Source organism: Lysobacter humi (ex Lee et al. 2017), from assembly GCF_054781815.1.
This window is the reverse complement of record NZ_BAAGTR010000012.1, coordinates 639,728-658,390: the sequence shown is the minus strand read 5'-3', so window position 1 is coordinate 658,390 and position 18,663 is coordinate 639,728. Positions and strand designations below refer to the sequence as shown.

Annotated in this window: 16 protein-coding genes and 1 riboswitch; of the genes, 7 read left to right on the top strand and 9 right to left on the bottom strand. The window is 71.1% G+C overall.

What is annotated here, in order from left to right; translation table 11 throughout:
• Nucleotides 1-337: 337 nt before the first annotated feature.
• Together ACYVJJ_RS14130 and hslO are read right to left on the bottom strand one after the other, a co-directional pair.
• Nucleotides 338-1,159, bottom strand: a complete 822-nt coding sequence (locus ACYVJJ_RS14130; RefSeq protein WP_460834502.1) for an XOO1806 family protein — start codon at nucleotides 1,157-1,159, stop codon at nucleotides 338-340.
• Nucleotides 1,160-1,260: 101 nt separating this feature from the next.
• A complete protein-coding gene (gene hslO / locus ACYVJJ_RS14125; protein WP_460834499.1) occupies nucleotides 1,261-2,160 on the bottom strand; it encodes an Hsp33 family molecular chaperone HslO in 900 nt (299 codons plus the stop codon).
• A 73-nt stretch (nucleotides 2,161-2,233) separates the two neighbouring features.
• Here hslO and mtgA point away from each other — a divergent pair, with 73 nt between their 5' ends.
• Together mtgA and ACYVJJ_RS14115 are read left to right on the top strand one after the other, a co-directional pair.
• The gene (mtgA, locus tag ACYVJJ_RS14120) at nucleotides 2,234-2,959 is read left to right on the top strand and encodes a monofunctional biosynthetic peptidoglycan transglycosylase (RefSeq protein WP_460834497.1); all 726 of its coding nucleotides are present in this window, start codon (nucleotides 2,234-2,236) and stop codon (nucleotides 2,957-2,959) included.
• A gap of 23 nt (nucleotides 2,960-2,982) precedes the next feature.
• A complete protein-coding gene (locus ACYVJJ_RS14115) occupies nucleotides 2,983-3,972 on the top strand; it encodes a glycosyltransferase family 2 protein (protein ID WP_460834496.1) in 990 nt (329 codons plus the stop codon).
• Here ACYVJJ_RS14115 and trhA read toward each other — a convergent pair.
• Together trhA and ACYVJJ_RS14105 are read right to left on the bottom strand one after the other, a co-directional pair.
• Nucleotides 3,953-4,618 (bottom strand): PAQR family membrane homeostasis protein TrhA, encoded by a 666-nt coding sequence (gene trhA, locus ACYVJJ_RS14110; protein WP_460834494.1) that lies wholly within the window; start codon nucleotides 4,616-4,618, stop codon nucleotides 3,953-3,955. The two genes, ACYVJJ_RS14115 and trhA, sit on opposite strands and share 20 nt — an antisense overlap.
• A gap of 47 nt (nucleotides 4,619-4,665) precedes the next feature.
• Nucleotides 4,666-6,270: a peptide chain release factor 3 gene (locus ACYVJJ_RS14105; protein WP_460834492.1), complete on the bottom strand. Its 1,605-nt coding sequence runs from the start codon at nucleotides 6,268-6,270 to the stop codon at nucleotides 4,666-4,668.
• Between the two features lie 159 nt (nucleotides 6,271-6,429).
• Here ACYVJJ_RS14105 and ACYVJJ_RS14100 point away from each other — a divergent pair, with 159 nt between their 5' ends.
• Entirely contained in the window at nucleotides 6,430-7,515 is a 1,086-nt protein-coding gene (locus ACYVJJ_RS14100) for an HDOD domain-containing protein (RefSeq protein WP_460834491.1), read from the top strand.
• A gap of 2 nt (nucleotides 7,516-7,517) precedes the next feature.
• On the opposite strand, the gene ACYVJJ_RS14095 is transcribed toward ACYVJJ_RS14100, so the two are convergent.
• Entirely contained in the window at nucleotides 7,518-8,435 is a 918-nt protein-coding gene (locus ACYVJJ_RS14095; RefSeq protein ID WP_460834489.1) for a peptidoglycan DD-metalloendopeptidase family protein, read from the bottom strand.
• 1 nt (nucleotide 8,436) lies between these two features.
• Nucleotides 8,437-9,546 (bottom strand): phytase, encoded by a 1,110-nt coding sequence (locus tag ACYVJJ_RS14090; RefSeq protein WP_460834487.1) that lies wholly within the window; start codon nucleotides 9,544-9,546, stop codon nucleotides 8,437-8,439.
• 110 nt (nucleotides 9,547-9,656) lie between these two features.
• Nucleotides 9,657-9,757, top strand: a riboswitch (SAM riboswitch).
• Between the two features lie 68 nt (nucleotides 9,758-9,825).
• Between ACYVJJ_RS14090 and metX the strand changes: the two genes are divergently transcribed.
• Genes metX through ACYVJJ_RS14075 form a run of 3 tightly spaced genes read left to right on the top strand, consistent with a single transcriptional unit; the run spans nucleotide 9,826 to nucleotide 13,171 of the window.
• Complete coding sequence (metX, locus tag ACYVJJ_RS14085; protein ID WP_460834485.1) at nucleotides 9,826-10,860, top strand: homoserine O-succinyltransferase MetX; 1,035 nt, start codon at nucleotides 9,826-9,828, stop codon at nucleotides 10,858-10,860.
• Nucleotides 10,857-12,062: a cystathionine gamma-synthase gene (metB, locus tag ACYVJJ_RS14080; protein ID WP_460834484.1), complete on the top strand. Its 1,206-nt coding sequence runs from the start codon at nucleotides 10,857-10,859 to the stop codon at nucleotides 12,060-12,062. The genes metX and metB overlap by 4 nt, the downstream gene beginning before the upstream one ends.
• Entirely contained in the window at nucleotides 12,062-13,171 is a 1,110-nt protein-coding gene (locus ACYVJJ_RS14075; RefSeq protein ID WP_460834483.1) for a homoserine dehydrogenase family protein, read from the top strand. Before metB ends, ACYVJJ_RS14075 begins: the two co-directional genes overlap by 1 nt.
• Here the strand turns inward: ACYVJJ_RS14075 and ACYVJJ_RS14070 are convergent, their stop codons facing one another.
• Nucleotides 13,172-16,237 (bottom strand): diguanylate cyclase, encoded by a 3,066-nt coding sequence (locus tag ACYVJJ_RS14070; protein WP_460834481.1) that lies wholly within the window; start codon nucleotides 16,235-16,237, stop codon nucleotides 13,172-13,174. It lies immediately after the preceding gene.
• Between the two features lie 85 nt (nucleotides 16,238-16,322).
• Nucleotides 16,323-17,705, bottom strand: a complete 1,383-nt coding sequence (locus ACYVJJ_RS14065; protein WP_460834479.1) for an L-serine ammonia-lyase — start codon at nucleotides 17,703-17,705, stop codon at nucleotides 16,323-16,325.
• 80 nt (nucleotides 17,706-17,785) lie between these two features.
• On the opposite strand from ACYVJJ_RS14065, the gene ACYVJJ_RS14060 reads away from it, so the two are divergent.
• A complete protein-coding gene (locus tag ACYVJJ_RS14060) occupies nucleotides 17,786-18,037 on the top strand; it encodes a glutaredoxin family protein (protein ID WP_460834708.1) in 252 nt (83 codons plus the stop codon).
• Here ACYVJJ_RS14060 and ACYVJJ_RS14055 read toward each other — a convergent pair.
• On the bottom strand, nucleotides 17,923-18,507 hold the full coding sequence (locus ACYVJJ_RS14055) for a hypothetical protein (RefSeq protein ID WP_460834477.1): 585 nt from the start codon (nucleotides 18,505-18,507) through the stop codon (nucleotides 17,923-17,925). The two genes, ACYVJJ_RS14060 and ACYVJJ_RS14055, sit on opposite strands and share 115 nt — an antisense overlap.
• Nucleotides 18,508-18,663: the final 156 nt, after the last annotated feature.

Below are 18,663 nucleotides of genomic sequence, written 5' to 3'. Positions count from 1 at the left end.
CCCAAAGAGCCGCGCGGCATGGGGCCGGGACGCGACAGGCCGATCGTAGGTGAACTTTTTGTAAAGAGGAAGAGGCTTGTTACGCAGAAGTTAAAGCCGCTTCGGGCCGCGGCCGCATACGCTGGCGTGCTGTTGCATTGCAGCATTCGTGGCTACGGTCGGCTCGACTTCTTACGGAGCCGAGGCTCTGCTCCTTTTGGCACGGGGTGCTGCATCGCAACAAATCCCGTGCACGGCACGTCACCGCACAGCGGAACGTCGACGGTCAGGTACTCAAGGCAGGTCCAAGCCGACGGAACCACACACGTCAGCCAGGGCGGCGATCAAAACCGCGGGATCAAAGATCCTGCTGGTAGCGCACGTAGGGGACGGTGTCGTCCTCGTTCGTGCCGTTGTTCGGCGCGAACGGGTTCTTGCCGCGCGTCACCACATTGTCCGCGCCGACGCTCAGCTGGCCGCTCCACGGCGTGCGCCAGCTCAGGCCGAGGCCGAGGCCCTGCCAGTTGCCGGGCTGCAGCGGCGAATCGACGACGCGGCCGATGATGCTCGCGCCGAAGCGGCCGACGTTCGCACCGACGTTGAGCGTGCTCACGTCCCAGCGATCGGAGAGCGAGGGGACCGACTCGGGCGAGACGAGGCGGGCGCGCGCGATCGTGCCGCCGATCGAGATGGTGGCCTCGCGGCCCACGTTCTTCTCGCCGAAGAGCGTCAGGGCATTCTGGTTGACGCGCGAGCCGGCGCGGCCGTTCGGCGCGAGCCATGCGGGCAGGGTGTCGCGACCGCTGCCGACGCCGAAGCCGATCCGCGCGCCGGACCGCGTGATGCTGGCGCCGGCGCTCGCTTGGCGGGCGTCGCGACCATTCACCGAAGCGAGCAGGCAGTTGTCGGCGAGGTTGCCGATCGCGCTGCCCACGCCGTTCTTGCGATCGCAGACCAGACCGAGGGTATCGCCGCTATCGACGCCGAGTGCGGTCTCGAGGCGCGTATTGCCGAACTGCCACGTGCGCGCGGACATCGGCTCGATCAGGAGAACGGCTTCGAGCTTGCCGTTGCCGTTCCACACCGGCAGCGCCTCGGGCTTCGCGACCTGCGCATGCGCGGACGTCGCGAGCAGGGTGCTCGCGGCGAGGGCCAAGCGGTGGAAGCGGGAGCGCAGCATGTCGGGGACTGGGACCGGGCAGGGCCGGAAAAGTTCCGATCTCGTAAAGACGGGCCGACTATAGACCGTTTATGTTTATTTAACAATCGGCTGCAGAGGTCTTACTGCAGGCCTTTCGGGCTCTCCATTTCACGCGCTGCGTCGACGAACAGCTGCTCGATTTCCGCGGGCGAGAAGAGGTAGGTCTGCCCGCAGAACTCGCAGCGGATCCGGGCTTCGCCGGTCTCGGCGGCGAGGCGGGCCTCGTCCTGCCCCAGGGCGACGAGCATCGAGGCGACCCGGGCCCGAGAGCAGGAGCAGCCGAAGGCGAGCGGCTTCGCGGCAAAGACCTCGACCCCGTCCTCGTGGAAGAGCCGGTGCAGGAGTGTCGTGCCATCGGCCGCGAGCAGTTCGGGCTCGGCGAGCGTATCGAACAGGGCGCCGACACGGTTCCAGCCGTCCTCGTCGCCGTCGTCGCCGGGCAGCTTCTGCAGCATCAGGCCGGCCGCCGCATCGCCATCGGCGGCGAGGAGCAGGCGGGTGGGGAGCTGCTCGGACTGGCGGAAGTACCCCTCGAACGCAGCGTCGAGCCGACTGGACTCGAGCGCGACGAGCCCCTGGTAGCGCACGGGATCGCCGCCGGCGACGCCGTGGTTCTCGATGGTGATCGCGAGGATGCCACCTGCGCCGAGATCGCGCGAGACCTCCTGCCCGTCCTCGTCGCCGAGTTGCACGATGCCGCGCAGCGTGCCCGCCGCGGTGCATTCGGCGAACAGCGTGCGGATCGCGCCTTCGCTGCGCATCTGCACCGAGAGGCGCCCGTCGACCTTCGCATGGCCTGTGAACAGTGCCGCGGCCGCGCACGCCTGGCCGAGCATCTCCGCGGCGGCCTCGGGATACGACTCGCGCTCGCGGATCTGTCGCCAGGCCTCGTCGAGGCGCACGTGCACGCCGCGCACACCCGCGCGCTGGATGAGGAAGCGAAGCAACTGGTCCCGTGCGGGCGCGGAGGTTTCGGTCATGGGATCGGGGCGGGCAGGCGTTGGCGGATAATGCCGCCTCGTGGGGAAGGCGGCGCGATGACATGGGGGCCGGGTGAAGGCGAAACAAGAGCGGAAGGGACGTGGACGGCGCTGGCTGCGCCGCCTGCTGTGGCTGCCGGTGATCCTCGCGCTGGTCACCGTGTTGCAGGTGGGCGTGCTGCGCTTCGTCGACCCGTGGTTCTCGAGCTTCATGGCGATCCGCCAAGTCGAGGCCTGGGCCGAAGGCGACTGGAGGTTCCGTGTCGCCTACGACTGGCGCGACCTCGAACGGATCAGCCCGAACCTGCCCGTGGCGCTCGTGGCCGCGGAGGACCAGCGCTTCGCCGAGCATTTCGGCTTCGACCTCAAGGCGATCGAGAAGGCGCAGCGCAGCAACGCGCGCGGGCGCAAGGTGCGCGGCGGCAGCACGATCAGCCAGCAGCTGGCGAAGAACCTGTTTTTGTGGAGCGGGCGCAGCTGGGTGCGCAAGGGCATCGAAGCCTGGTACACGCTGCTGATCGAGGCGATGTGGCCCAAGCAGCGCATCATCGAGGTCTATGCGAACGTCGTGGAGTTCGGCGACGGCGTTTACGGTGCGCAGGCGGCGTCGCGCAGTTATTTCCGCAAGGATGCCTCGCGTCTGTCGGCGTCCGAGGCTGCGCGCCTGGCCGCGGTGCTGCCGAGCCCGAAGCGCTACAGCGCCACGCGTCCCGGCCCGTACGTGCAGCGGCGCGCTCGTGCGATCCAGCGCCAGATGCGGATGATCGGCGGGCGCGGCTACCTCGAGCGGATCGACTGAGCCGCGGCGGGTACCATCGCGCCATGACTGCCGATCGCCTCACCGCCGTGGTCGCCGCCTACAACGAGGCGGAGAGCCTGCCGATGCTCCACCCGCGCATCGTCGCGGCGATGGAGGCGGTGCCGGGGCTCGAGCCGCGCGTGCTGTACGTCGACGACGGCAGCACGGACGGCACCTGGGAGGTGCTGCTGCGCATCGCGCGCGGCGACCCGCGCGTGTCGCTTTTGCGTCTGTCGCGCAATTTCGGCAAGGAGGCCGCGCTCACCGCGGGCCTCGACCTGGTGACCGACGGCGCGGCCGTGATCCTCGATGCCGACGGGCAGGATCCGCCAGAGCTGATCGGCGCGCTCGTGGAGAAATGGCGCGCCGGCTTCGACGACGTGCACGGCACCCGCATCGCGCGGGCGGGCGAGAGCTGGCTCAAGCGCGCCACGGCGCATGCCTTCTATCGGGTGATGGGGCGGGTGTCGAAGACGCCGGTTCCGGCCGACACCGGCGATTTCCGCCTGCTCTCGCCACGATCGCTCGCGGCGCTTCGCCAGCTGCGCGAGCGCCACCGCTTCATGAAGGGCCTGTTCGGCTGGGTCGGCTATCGCAGCGTCGCGGTGCCCTACGAGCGCGAGCCGCGCCTGGCCGGCGGGTCGAAGTTCAACTTCTGGAAACTGTGGAACTTCGCGCTCGAGGGCATCACCAGCTTCTCGAGCGCGCCGCTGCGGCTGGCGACCTACCTCGGCCTGATGACGGCGCTGGTCGCATTCGGTTACGGCCTGTGGGTCATCGCCAAGGCGCTGCTCTGGGGCGATCCGGTCGCCGGCTGGCCGACCATGATGTCGGTGATCCTCTTCCTCGGCGGCGTGCAGCTCATCGCCCTCGGGCTGATCGGCGAGTACCTGGGGCGCCTTTACGAGGAATCGAAGCAGCGGCCGCTGTACCTCGTCGATGAATGGCATCCCGCGCCGGGCCAGGCGACGTACGAGGAGCGAGCCGAGCGCCTCAGCGCAGGACGACCCTGAGCACCGCCGCGTAGTGGCAGACGCTGCCGGCGATGCAGAACAGGTGCCAGACCGCGTGCGAGAAGGCGGAGCTGCGCAGGTAGAAGGCGGTACCCAGCGTGTAGGCGAGGCCGCCGGCGAGCAGCCACCACAGGGTGGCTCCGTCCAGCGCGCGTAGCAGGGGCCCGATCGCGACGACGCCGATCCAGCCCATGAGCACGTAGACCAGCGTGGAGGCGCGCTTGAAACGCCCGGTGTAGAAGAGCTTGAAGACGATGCCGATCGCCGCGAGCGTCCAGACCGCCGCGAACAGGCTCCAGCCCCAGGTGCCGCGCAGTGCGACGAGAGTGAACGGCGTGTACGTGCCGGCGATCAGCAGGTAGATGGCGCAGTGGTCGAAGACCTTGAGACGCGCCTTGGCGACAGGATGCGGGATGGCGTGGTAGAGCGTCGACGCGAGATACAGCATGAGCAGCGAGATCGAGAAGACGATCGCGCTCGTCAGCTGCCAGCCGTCGCCCGACTGCGCGGTGAGCGTGACCAGGACCGCGCCGGCCCCGAGGGCGATCACCGCGCCGAGGCCGTGGGTCAGCGCGTTCGCGAGTTCCTCGACGGGGCGCTGGATGCGGCCGGTGACCGGTTGAAGTGTGGGGGAAGGTGCGTCCATGCCCCGATCCTAGCGTACGCCACCGAATGGCGGCGCCTTCCCGATGCTCAGTCGATGCGGACCGCGTGCGCGTGCTCGCGCGTGGCCATGAACTGGACCGCCGGCGCTCGCTCCTGCGCGAGCTGCAGGTTGACGCGCGTCGGCGCGAGGTAGACGAGCTCGCCGGCGGCGTCGATCGCGAGGTTCATCGCGTTCTTCTCGCGGAACTCCTCGAGCTTCTTCGCATCGTCGCAGCGGATCCAGCGCGCGGTGGCGACCTGCACCTGCTCGAACGTGGCATCCACGCCGTATTCGTCCTTCAGGCGGTAGGCGACCACGTCGAACTGCAGCATGCCGACGGCGCCCAAGATGAGGTCGTTCGACATGAGCGGGCGGAAGAACTGCGTGGCGCCTTCCTCCGACAGCTGCGCGAGGCCCTTCTGCAGCTGCTTGAGCTTGAGCGGGTCGCGCAGGCGCGCACGACGGAACAGCTCGGGCGCGAAGTTGGGAATGCCGGTGAAGCTCAGCGGCTCGCCCTCGGTGAAGGAATCGCCGATGGAAATGGTGCCGTGGTTGTGGATGCCGATGACGTCGCCCGGATAAGCGCTCTCGGCGATCTCGCGATCGCTCGCCATGAAGGTGAGCGCATTCGCGAGCTTGAGTTCCTTGCCGCTGCGCACGTGGAAGGCCTTCATGCCGGCCTTGAACTCGCCCGAGCAGATGCGCATGAAGGCGACGCGGTCGCGATGCATCGGGTCCATGTTGGCCTGGATCTTGAAGACGAAGCCGGTGAGCTTCTCCTCGATCGGCTCCACGGGGCGGCCGGTGGTCGCGCGCGGCTTCGGCGCGGGCGCGTGCTCGACGAAGAAGTCGAGCAGCAGCTGCACGCCGAAATTGTTGACGGCCGAGCCGAAGAACACCGGCGTCTGCTCGCCGCGCAGGTAGGCCTCGACTTCGAACGGATGCGAGGCGCCTTCGACGAGCTCGAGCTCGTCACGCACTTCCTGCAGCATCTGGGCGCCGATGCGCTCCTCGAGCGCCGGGTCGTCGATCGACGCGAAGATCGTGGAGTCCTGGCGGGTGAAGTTGCGCCCCTGCTCGTAGAGGTGCACTTCGCCGGTGAGCAGGTGCACCACGCCCTTGAGGCGCTGGCCCATGCCGATCGGCCAGGTCACGGGCGCGCACTGGATCTTCAGCACGCTCTCGACCTCGTCCAGCAGGTCGATCGGGCTCTTGCCCTCGCGATCGAGCTTGTTGATGAAGGTCATGATCGGCGTGTCGCGCAGCCGGCAGACCTCCATCAGCTTGATCGTGCGCTCCTCGACGCCCTTGGCGACGTCGATGACCATCAGCGCGGAGTCGACCGCGGTGAGCACGCGGTAGGTGTCCTCGCCGAAGTCCGCGTGGCCCGGGGTGTCGAGCAGGTTGACGATGCGGCCTTCGTAGGGGAACTGCATCACCGAACTGGTGACCGAGATGCCGCGCTCCTTTTCGAGCGCCATCCAGTCGGACGTCGCATGGCGCGCGGCCTTGCGGCCCTTGACCGAGCCGGCCATCTGGATCGCGCCGCCGAACAGCAGCAGCTTCTCGGTCAGCGTCGTCTTGCCGGCGTCGGGATGCGAGATGATGGCGAAGGTGCGGCGGCGAAGCGCCTGCAGGGAGACGTCGGACATGGCGTCGGCGCGCAGGGCTGCGCGCGGGCGGAAAGGGGAGGGCGGCGATTATAGCCGTGCGTCGTCGTCGGCCACCCGCCGGCACCTGCCGCCGGTGGCTCAAGGATCGCTTCCGCACGCCGTTAGTACGTCGCAGGCGGATACCGCTCGGGAGGGATCGTGTTCATCGTCATCGTCGGGGAAGAAGGCGGGCGCGCAGGGGAACTGCAGCTCGCGCTCAATGATTTCGGGCTCGACTGGACGGTGTGCTGGCTCTCGGACGCCAGCGGAACGGTGACGATTCCGCGCGACCGGCGTATCGACGTGATGGTCGCGGACCTGCGCGTGGGTGCCCTGCAGGGCACCGCGCTGCTTGAGGAAGTGCGCGCCGTTCATCCCGAGGCCGCGCGCATCCTGCTGCTGGACCGCGGGCAGAGCGCGGACGCGATGCAGGCACTCGACGTGGCCCATCGCCTGCTGCGCAAGCCGCTCGACGCCGGCGAGCTGATCGAGGCGGTGGAGAGCGTGCAGGAGCTGCGCGACCTGCTGACCAATCCCACGCTGGTGCAGACGATCGGGCGCATCGGCTCGCTGCCGCCGCCGCCGCGGCTGTTCCTCGAGCTCTCGCAACTGATGCAGGACCCGGACGTCGGCAGTGCCGAGATCGCCGGGCTCGTCTCGCAGGATCCGGCGCTGGTCGCCAAGGTGCTGCGACTGTGCAATTCCGCGTATTTCTCGTCCGGACGCGTGATCACCGACATGCGCGCGGCGGTGACGCGGCTGGGTACGAAGACCATCCAGCGCCTGGTGCTCGCCACGGAAGCCTACGGGCGGCACGACGTGCCGGGCCTCGACCGCGAGGCGATGCAGGACCGCGCGCTGCGCACGTCCCGACTGGCTGCGCAGATGCTCACCGGCCCGAGCGCCGAGCTCGCCGCGACGGCGGCACTGCTCGCCGAGGTCGGCAAGCTGCTGCCCGGTGTGAACCGCGGCGGCCCGGACGATGCCGGCCCGCACTATGCCGAAGCCGGCGCCTACCTGCTCGGCCTGTGGGGCCTGCCCATGCCGATCGTCGAGGCGGTCGCGTACCACCATCGTCCGGGCGCGGTGCGCATGTCGGGCTTCTGGGTGCCCGGCGCGGTGCACGTGGCCTCGGCGCTGGCCGGTGGCCTGCCCGTCGACGAGGACTACCTGCGCGCTGCGGGCCAGATCGACCGCCTGCCGCAGTGGCGGGACATGGCCGCGCAGATGGCCCAGACGGCCTGACCTCAGAAGTTCCCGCGCAGCCGCATCGGGCCGGCCGGCCCGCGCATGCGGAACGGGATCGACTCCAGCCGCATCCCACGATTGGCCTGCACCGCGAAATGCAGGTGCGGGCCCGTGCTGAACCCCGTATTGCCCGACAGCGCGATCTGCTGCCCGGCGCGCACGCGCTGGCCCGGGCGCACGAGCACGCCGTCGGCCTTCAGGTGCGCGTAGACCGACATCGCGCCGTCGTCGTGCACGAGACGGATCATGTTCGCGCGTGCCGAATAGCGCTCGCGGTTGAGCCCGGCGCGCGCGTGGTCGGACTCCACGTCCATGACCCAGCCGTCGCGTGCGGCCAGAACGGGCGTGCCTTCGGGCGCCGCGAAGTCGATGGCATAGCGATTCTGCTCGTCATCGTGGCTGAAGCTGCCGCCGAAGCCCTGGTCGATACGCCAGCGCGCCAGGCGCAGGGGCAGCAGGTATTCGACGTCGAGCGGACGGCTGCGCGGGTCGCCGGGCACCACGTCCATGCGCAATTCGAAATCGCCCGAGCGTGTCGGATCGATGGAGGCGATGTGCGCGACCACGCTGGTACTGCCGGCCGCCACGACGGCGCGCGACGGCAGCGACGGCCGCGCACGCACGTTGCTGCTGCGGCTGAAGTCGAGCCGCACTTCCACGGGGCCGGCGAGCCGGTTGTAGGCGAGCGCATCGAAGCCCTCGCCGGACGGTACGGTGCGCAGCGTCGCCGTCGGTGACGGATCGGCCGGGACGCGCAGTGCCTGGACGGGCGCGGCGACCGATTGTGGTACGTGGTCGCCGTAGTGGCGCACGCCCTTGGCGTCGGTCCAGCGATAGACCTTCGCGGCATCGGCGATGCCCACGGCGGCGAGCGTCGCGATGGCGCAGAGAACGGGCAGGAGCGTGCGCGCGGCCATGTCAGGGCAGGCAGCTGCCTCCAACGGAGAGGGCGCGCGCGACGTCGCGCAGGTCGAACGCGGCGACGGCGCGGTCGTCGTGCACGGCGTATAGCACGCCGGCCGGGAAGCTCGGGGTGGACGCCGCATGCAGCGCGACGCCGTCGGTGTGCGCGGTCACCTGCCCCTGGAACGTGCCACGCGGCGCGAGCGTGCGGCGGTCGAAGACGTGGAAGCGCGTGAGCGGCGCGAGCTGGTCGACCGCGATCCAGTAGCCCTCGCCATCGCCGCAGGCCCACAGGGCGACACCCTCGGCCTGCGCGCCGAAGGCGTCCTGCGGCAGGCTGCGGCCGGTGGAGCGGCCGCCGAGCGTGTACTCGCGCAGCGTGGAGCCGCGCGACTGGTCCTCGTCGGCAATCAGCAGGCGATCGTGCTCGGGATCGCCCGCGATGGATTCGACCACGCGCAGCGCGGCGCCCTCGCTGGTGTCGCCGAAGGTGCCCATCGACGTGACGCGCGGGGCACCCGCGTCCTGCAGCTGCACGCGGTAGCGACGCACGCGCTGCGCGAGCTCCGGCAGCGGCGGCACCACGTCGAAGCGCTCGCCGTACATGTAGTTGTCGGTGACGAAGACATCGAGCTCGCCGGGCTCGCGCTCGGTGATCCACAACCCGTAGGGGCTGCGCAGTTCCCCGGCGCCGAACGTGGTGACGGGGCGCAGGCCGGGCAGGTCGAGCACCTGCACGCGCCGGCCGTCGCGCTCCACCACGAACAGCAGGTCGCCATGCACCGCCACGCCGTTCGGGCGGTTGAACTCGCCGGGCGCGCTGCCGCGCGTGCCCACTTCGCGCAGGCGTTCGCCGCTGTCGCCGTCGAACAACACCAGGCGGTGCGTGGACTTCGCACTGGCGATGAGCCACGTGCGCCCGTCCTCGGCGGTCCACGTGGCGAGCGAATCGAGCTCGTCGCCTGCCTGCTCGGCCGACACGTAGCGCTCCCGCACGGTGACGATCTCGTGGGGGAGCGTGGGAAGGGCGGCGGGCGCCGCCGGCGGCGCGACGGGCGCGGGCACGCGGGTCGCACAGCCGGCAACGAGGGCCGCCAGCGCGAGGGCGAGGAAAGACTGCTTCATGAGGCGGGAGTGTACGGGCGGTCGGCCGATCGCCCGCTGACCGGGGCCAATCCATCGCTTCATCGCGTTGAAGCGATTGACACTCGTCGAAACGCGTAGCAGACTGCGCCCATCCATCGAGACCGGCTGAGGGACAGGCCCTTAGACGCCGGGGCAACCAGTGCGAAAGCACCAGGTGCCAATTCCTGCGGCGTCAGCCGGAAGATGGTCGTGCCCTCCCGCCGAAAGGCGGGAGCGACGCAGGCTCGATGGCCCCGTCCCTTGCCGGAGCCCCGTCCCATGAGCCTCGTTTTCGATTCCCCCGCCGCCGCACGGACGGACCGCGTGTCCGAGTCCATCGGCGACGCCTGTACCGCCCTGCCATGCGGCAGCCGCGGCGAGTTCGACGTCGTACTGCCGCTGCGCCATGCCGGCGAGCGCCGCCTGCGCCTGCGCTACGAGACGGTCGGCGCGCCCGGCCTGCCGACCGTCTTCGTCGCGGGCGGCATCTCCGCGAATCGCCATGTGACGCCGAACACCGCGGACACCGCACCGGGCTGGTGGAACGTGCAGGTGGGCGAGGACCGCGCGCTCGATCCGGCGGCGGTCCGCGTCGTCGCCTTCGACTGGCTCGGCGCCGACGGCGCGCTGGATGCGCCGATCGACCCGGCCGACCAGGCCGACGCGATCGCCGTGCTGCTCGACCGCCTCGGCATCGGCGCGCTGGCCGGCTTCGTCGGCAGCTCCTACGGCGCGATGGTGGGGCTGCACTTCGCGGCGCGGCATCCGCGCCGCGTCGGGCGGCTGGTGGCGATCGCCGGCGCGCATCGCGCGCATCCGTATGCATCGGCCTGGCGCGCGCTGCAGCGGCAGGCCGTCGAGCTGGGCGCGGTGCAGTGCGACGGCTTCGACGGCCTCGCGCTGGCGCGGCAGCTCGCGATGCTCAGCTATCGCACGCCCGAGGAGTTCGACGAGCGCTTCGGTGCCGCACGCGTCGAGGGCGGGCGGGTGCGCGCCGCGGCGGAGGATTACCTCGCGCACTGCGGGCAGGCCTATGCGGCCCGCACGCCGCCCACGGCCTTCCTCCGCCTGTCGGAATCGATCGACCTTCAGCAGGTCGAGCCCGAGTCGATCACGGCGCCGGTGACGCTCGTCGGCATCGAGGAGGACCGGCTCGTGCCGCTGTCGGACATCTACGCCCTCGCGCAGCGACTGCGCGGCGAGACGCGGCTGCGCGTCCTGCGCTCGCGCTACGGGCACGATGCCTTCCTGAAGGAGGTCGCCGCGATCGGGGACGTGCTCCGCGACGCGTTCGCGACGGAGGTGGCGGCATGAGCGCCCTGCCCGGAACGCGTCGCGCTGCACCGGCCACCGCGGCCGTGCGTGCCGGAATCGATCGCGACACCGCGTTCGGCGCGGTCACGCCGCCCCTGGTGCTGTCCTCGAACTTCAGCTTCGCCGGCTTCGGCCGCAAGCGTGCCTACGACTACACCCGCAGCGGCAACCCCACCCGCGACCTGCTCGGCGACGCATTGGCCGAGCTCGAGGAAGGTGCCGGCGGTGTCGTGACCGCCACCGGCATGGCGGCGATCACGCTGGTGCTGCATGCGCTCGTCGCGCCGGGTGCGCGGATCGTGGTGCCGCATGACGCCTACGGTGGCAGCTGGCGCCTGTTCAACGCGCTTGCCGCGAAGGGCGCATTCGAGCTCGTGACCGCCGACCTCACCACGCCCGCCACGCGCGACGCCGCGCTCGCCGGCCGTCCTGCGCTGGTGTGGATCGAGACGCCGTCCAATCCGCTGCTGCGCATCACCGATCTCGAGGCGACGATCGCCGGCGCCAAGGCGGTCGGCGCGACGGTCGTGGTCGACAACACGTTCCTTTCCCCGGCGCTGCAACGGCCGCTCACGCTCGGCGCCGACGTGGTGCTGCATTCGACGACGAAGTACATCAACGGCCACAGCGACGTGGTCGGCGGCGCGGTCGTGGCTCGCGATCCCGCGGTGCACGACACGCTCACCTGGTGGGCCAATGCGCTGGGGCTCACCGGCTCGCCGTTCGACAGCTTCCTCACGCTGCGTGGCCTGCGCACGCTCGACGCACGCCTGCGCGTGCACCAGGAGAACACCGCCGCGCTGGTCGAGGTGCTCGCGCGGCATCCGGCGGTGCGCGCCGTGCACTACCCGGGCCTTGCGACGCATCCGGGCCATGCGCTCGCCGCGCGGCAGCAGCACGGCTTCGGCGCGATGCTGAGCGTCGAGGTGGCGCACGGCGAAGCCGGCGTGCGCGTGTTCCTGGAGGGGCTGCGCTGGTTCACGCTCGCCGAGTCGCTCGGCGGCGTCGAGAGCCTCGTCGCGCACCCGGCCACCATGACGCACGCGGCGATGCCGCCCGAGGCGCGACGGGCTGCCGGTATCGGCGATGGCCTGTTGCGGCTGTCGGTCGGCATCGAGCATGTCGACGATCTCGTCGCCGATGCCGGCGACGCGCTCGCCCGCGTCGCGCGACTCGACGTGCGCACGCCGGCCGTCGCCTGATGGAGGCGATCGCGCGCCGGCTCGTGCCTCCCGGCCCGGAACTCGCGGTGGCCGATGCCGAGATCGCACTGCTCGGCGTCGGTACCGTCGGAAGCGCCTTCCTGCAGAGGCTCGGACGGCTGCAGCCACGCGCCGCGATGCCGCGACTGCGACTCGTGCACGTGGCGAACTCGCGAAGGGCGCTCGCGTCGCCGCTGGGGTTGGCACCTGCGACCGTGCGCGATGCCTTGCCGTCGGGTGACGCGCAGGCCGTGCCGCCGGGCGCCTCCACCTTCGTCGGCGTGGCGACTGCACGGATCGTCGTCGATGCGACCGGCAGCGAGGCGATCGCCGCCCGGCATGCCGAGTGGCTCGCGCAGGGCCTGCACGTGGTCACCGCGAGCAAGCTCGGCGCGGGTCTCGACCTCGCGCGGTGGATGGCGATCGCCGAGGCGCAGCGTGGCGGGGCCCGCTACGGCGACAGCGCGACCGTCGGCGCCGGGCTGCCGCTGCTGCGCAGCCTGCGTGCGCTGCGCGATGGCGGCGACGCGGTGCTCGGCATCGCCGGGGTACTGTCGGGGTCGATGGCCTGGCTGTTCGGCGCGTTCGACGGCCTGCGCCCGTTCTCGGGATTCGTTCGGCAGGCGCGCGATGCCGGTTACACCGAGCCGGACCCGCGCGAGGACCTCTCCGGCGAGGACGTGCGCCGCAAGCTGCTGATCCTCGCGCGCGCCGCGGGCCATCGGCTCGAGGCGGACGACGTGCACGTCGAGTCGCTCGTGCCGCGGGAGCTGGTGTCGCTTCCGTTGTGCGATCTCGACGCCGCGCTCGGCGTACTCGATGGGCCGCTTCGCGAGCGCTTCGCGCAGGCCTACAAGCGCGGCGAGCGCCTGCGCCACGTCGCCCGGCTGCAGGTCGAGGCAGGGCGCGTGCGTGCGACGGTCGGCGTGGAGTCGCTGCCGGACGACGACCCGCTCGCGGGCGGGCGGGGCACCGACAACCGCGTGGCGATCCGGTGCGAGCGCTACGACGCGCAGCCGCTGGTCATCCAGGGCCCCGGCGCGGGCGCGGACGTCACCGCGGCGGCGCTGCTCGACGACGTGCTGCGGATCGCGCGCGGCGCGGCCTGATCAGGCGTCGCGCGTGTCGAGGTCGCGACCGGCGATGCGGCCGAAGACATCCAGCGCGTCGCGCTCGAGCAGGCCCGGAAGATCCTGCTGCATGTCGTCGAGCAAGCGCGCCACGTCGGTGTGCTCGGTCGGGCGGAACGAAGCCCAGCCGTTGCGGCCGTTCGACTTCACGTAGTACAGCGCCTGGTCGGCGAGCTCGATCATCGACTCCCAGCTCAGCTGCGCACCGTCGTCGCGCACCAGCGGGTACTGCGAGATGCCGACCGAGCACGTGAGCGGCAGCACCATGCCGTTGCCGAGGTCGAACGGATGGCCGACCACCGCCTGCTGGATGCGTTCGCCGATCGTCGCGATGCTCCGCTGCGGCATCGGGCGGAAGACCAGCAGGAACTCCTCGCCGCCCCAGCGCGCGACGTAGTCACCCGTGCGCACGAGCTTGGAGAGCACCTGCGCGAACTGCTGCAGCACGAGGTCGCCGGCCTTGTGGCCGTAGCGGTCGTTGACCTGCTTGAAGTGGTCGATGTCGACGAGCGCGAACAGCATCGCCTTGCCTTCGTCCTGCGCGGCGGCCTGGCGGTCGTAGAAGGACAGGTCGGCCGGCAGCTGCGAGCCGATGTAGCGGCGGTTGCGCAGGCCGGTGAGCGGGTCGGTGTGGCTGGCTTCCTCGAGCTGGCGCGCGGCCTCGGCGAGCGCCTCGGTGCGCTGCGCCACGAGTGCCTCGAGCTCGGCCTGCCGAAGGCGGAAGCGGTGGCGCTGGAAGCGGTAGCCCGCGTACACCACGATGCCCAGCGCCGCGATGCACAGCAGCACGAACCACGGCGTCTCGTGGAAGCGCGGCGCCACGGAGAAGCGCAGCGCCGCCGGCGCACGCGTCCACACCCCCGCGTTGTTGGTGCCGCGGACCTCGAAGACGTAGTCGCCGGGCGGCAGGTTCGTGTAGCGCGCACGGCGGTTCGCCGATTCGCCGTCGACCCAGTCGCGGTCGTAGCCGCGCAGCCGGTACTGCAGGTGCGCGCTCTTGGGGTCCTGGAAGGTGAGGACCGTGTATTCGAAGGTGGCGTCGCGCGCGTCGCCGGGCAGCGGCTCGCCGTCGAGCGTGAAGGCCTCGCGCCACGAGCGGCCGGTCTGTACGCGCTCGATGGCCGCGCCGGGCGGCACGCCGTTGCGGCGGAGCGTGCGGGTGTCCATCGCGACGATGCCGTCGCGCGTGGGCAGCCAGAGCGTCGAGCCGAGCAGCATGCCCTTTGCCGTGCCCGCGCCGTTGCAGCAGTAGCCCTGCTGCCCGCTCATGCGGTCGCCGCGCTCGTTGAGCAGCATCTCGCCGCGCACCTTCGCGAGGCGCCCGCTGCCAAATGCGCGCAGGTCGGCGAGCGGCACGCGGGCGATGCCACGGATGCCGGCGATCCAAAGATGGCCCGCATGCTCGGCGAGGAAGAACGGCGCGTTGCGCGGCACGCCCTGTTCGGCGCCGAGCTCGCGCCAGCGGCGGCCGTCGTGCAGGTAGGTGTTCTCGGCGAGCGTGCCGACGACCAGCCGGCCGTCGGCGAGGCGATGGATCGCGGTCACGTCGATCGCGTCCGGCAGACCCGTGCCGCGCTCGCGCTCGAAGCGCCCGGCGCGTTGCGTGTAGAGCCCGTTCTGGGTGCCGACCAGCAGCGTGCCGTCGGTGTCCTCGCGCAGGTAGCGCACGCGCGGGTCGCCGAGGCCGTCGTCCTCGCCGAAGCGCTCGAGCCGGCCGTCCGCGAAGCGGAACAGGCCCTCGGGCGTGCCGATCCACAACGCCGCATCGCGCGTGAGCACCAGGGCGTTGATCTGCGCGCCGCCGAGCGCGGCGAGCTCGGGCAGCGCGCGTGGGCTGTCGCTGCCGGCGTCGAGCACGCGCAGGCCGCCGCGCGTGCCGATCCACAGGCGCTCGCGCTCGGCCAGCAGGTTGTAGGCATGCGGATGCGGCAGCGCCTTGCCGGGCACCACCTGGCGGAAACGTCCGTTCTCGAAGAGGCTGAGCCCGTCGTTTCCGCCCACCCATATCCGCCCGTCGCCCGGCTGCGCGGCGACCGACCAGACGATGCGGTCACCCAGGCCCTCGGGCGAGGAATAGCGGCGCGTCCACGAGCTCCACAGGCGCGTCAGGCCTTCCCACTGGCTGCCGAGCCAGAGGTTGCCCTCGCGGTCCTCGAACGCGCTGCGCAGGCCCGGAATGCCGCCCGGACCGTCGGCGCGCACGAATTCGGCGACGCGGCCCTCGCGCAGGCGGGCGAGGCCGAAATCGCCGCCCGCCCAGAGGTTGCCGTCGCGATCCTGGTAGAGCAGCTCGACGGGCGACCGCGCGGCCGCGGGATCGACGTCGACCGGCACCCAGCCGTCGGCCTGCAGGCGATAGAGCCCCATCGAGGTGCCCGCCCACGTCGCGCCGTGCGCGCTGGTCAGGCGCAGCACCTGCGCCTCCGCCGCATCGGCCGGCAGCGTGAGGCGCTCCCAGCGGCCGGTCGGCAGGCGGTGGTGCACCGTGCCGCGACCCCCGAGCCACAGCCCGTCGGCACGCGCGAGCGGTGCCTGCAGTGGCTGGGTGATGCCGTCCACGGGTTCCAGCCCGGCGCGGCCGACCCGCATCAGGCCGGTCATCGTGGTGACCCAGATCGTGCCGTCGGTGTCCTCGGCGATGCCGGTGATGTCGGGCGCGGCGGCGCGCGCCGGCGAGGCCGGTGCGACCCCGGCGAAGCGGCGGCCGTCGTAGACGGCGAGACCCTTGTAGGTGCCGACCCAGAGGCGCCCGTCGCGCCCGAGGTGCAGCGCCCGGATCCACGTGCCGGGCAGGCCGGGCTCGGATTCGGGCGTATAGACGTGGAATTCGACGCCATCGAAGCGGGCGAGGCCCGCCTGCGTGCCCACCCACAGGTAGCCCGTGCGGTCCTGCGCGAGCGCGAGCACGCTGATCTGCGGCAGGCCCTGCTGGATCGACCAGCCGTCGCTGACGTAGTGGTGGAATGCCTTGTCCGGCTGCAGGGCACGCGCGATCGGCGCGGCGAACAGGGCCAGCAGGGCGAACAGCAGCGCGAGCCGTCGCATGGGGTGCCGCGTCCTCCGGGGTCCGTCCGTCCTCGTACCGTTTAACGGCCCGTGCCGCGGAACCTGAGCGACGCGCGTCGCGTTTTCAGCACTCGATGACGTTCACCGCGAGCCCGCCGCGGCTGGTTTCCTTGTACTTGTCCTGCATGTCGCGGCCCGTGTCGCGCATGGTCTTGATGACCTTGTCGAGCGAGACCTTGTGCTTGCCGTCGCCCCGCATCGCCATGCGGCTGGCGTTGATGGCCTTCACCGCGCCCATCGCATTGCGCTCGATGCAGGGGATCTGCACCAGGCCGCCGATCGGGTCGCAGGTCAGGCCGAGGTTGTGCTCCATGCCGATCTCGGCAGCGTTCTCGACCTGGCCCGGGGTGCCGCCGATCGCGGCGGTCAGGCCTGCGGCGGCCATCGAACAGGCCACGCCGACCTCGCCCTGGCAGCCGACCTCGGCGCCGGAGATCGAGGCGTTCTCCTTGTAGAGGATGCCGACGGCTGCCGCGGTGAGCAGGAACGTGCGGATGCCCTCGATGGTCGCGCCGGGGATGAAGCGGTCGTAGTAGTGCAGCACCGAGGGGATGATGCCGGCCGCGCCGTTCGTGGGCGCCGTCACCACGCGTCCGCCCGCGGCGTTCTCCTCGTTCACCGCCAACGCGTAGAGGTTCACCCAGTCGAGCGTGGTGAGGGGATCGCGCATCGCGGCCTCGGGCTTGCCGGACAGCTCCGCATGCAGGGCCGGCGCGCGCCGTGCGACGTGCAGGCCACCGGGCAGCGTGCCCGCCTCGCGGATGCCGCGTGCCACGCAGGCCTGCATCGCGGCCCAGATCTCGTCGAGCCCCGCCTCGATCTCCGGCGCGCTGCGCCAGACCTGCTCGTTGGCGAACATGAGCGCGGCGATCGACAGGCCCGTGCGCTCGCACTGCGCCAGCAGCGCATCGCCGGTGAGGAACGGATACGGCAGCTCGGTTTCGTCTGCGACGATGCGGTCCTCGGCGGCCTCGTCCTGGTTGACCACGAAGCCGCCGCCGACGGAGTAGTAGTCGCGCGTGGCGATGACCTCACCGTGCGCGTCGTACGCCGTGAAGCGCATGCCGTTGGTGTGGAACGGCAGCTTCTGGCGCTTGTTCATGATGAGGTCGTGCTTCTCGTCGAAGCCGATCTCGTGCAGGCCGTGCAGGCGGATCCGCTTGGTCGCGCGGATGCGCTCGAGCGCGGGCGGGATGATGTCCGGGTCGATCCGGTTCGGCCAATGGCCTTCCAGGCCCATCAGCACGGCCTTGTCCGTGCCGTGGCCGCGACCCGTGAGTGCGAGCGAGCCGAACACTTCCGCGCGCAGGCGTGCGGTGCGCGCGAGGTCGCCGTTCTCGACCAGCCAGCGCTCGACGAAACGCGCGGCGGCACGCATCGGGCCCACCGTGTGCGAGGAGCTCGGGCCGATGCCGATCTTGAACAGGTCGAACGTGCTGACGGCCACCGTGGCTCCGGCGCAGGCGAAAAAGGGGAGGCCGGCTATTCTACGTCCGTACCGCCCGGCCCATTTCCGTACTGCAGCGCATCCCGATGACCCGGTTCATGTTGTTCCAGCGCGACGACTGCCATCTCTGCGACCTCGCCCTTCAGGTGCTCGCCGACGCCGCATTCCCCGACTTCGAGAGCGTCTTCATCGACGGGGACGACACGCTCGAGGCCGCCTATGGCGTGCGCGTGCCGGTGCTGCGCGACGAGGCGACCGGGCGTGAGCTCGACTGGCCGTTCAACACGGCCGGTGTACGGGCCTGGCGCAGGGCCGCAGTCCACGCGTCGTAGCCGGACGGCAGCGACGTCGAACAGCGGAAGAACGGCGCGCGCCTCGTATCGGCCGTTTCACCGGCGTCGCGCCAGTGCAGGCGGCGCGCGGTAAGACGCAGTTCCGACTCGACGATCTCGGCATCCGTGTCGCCATACGTATCGATGCCGAGCCGGCTCCGCAGGCGCCACGTACCGTCCGTGCGCGGCAGCACCTGCAGCACGTCGTAGAAGTTGCCCTCGCCATGGTCCGACACGTGGTGCACCCGCTTGGGCGCGATCACGATCGCCCCGACGAGGTGCAGCCATTCGTCGTCCGTCGGCGCGCCGCGTGTCCGGAGGTGAAGGCCGCAGGCGCGGCGACCGTCGGCGTCATCCGCGAACCACGTGCCGTGCATCGCGGCGGGGAGTACCGCACCGCCGGGCGTCGGCATGCGGGGCTCGGCGCCGAGCGACACGCCCGGCAGCAGCGCGAGCAAGAGCGCCGACACGGCAGCGGCACCAGGGCGGCGGCGCCGCGCCGCGCGCGCATCGGGCGGGCGTCTCGCGGTGTGAAATCCGTGCGGTGCGTCAGCGCCGCGGCGCACGTCCATGTCGTCGCTCCATCAGGTGTCCAGCGATGATGCCGTGCGACCTGCGTCGCGTCG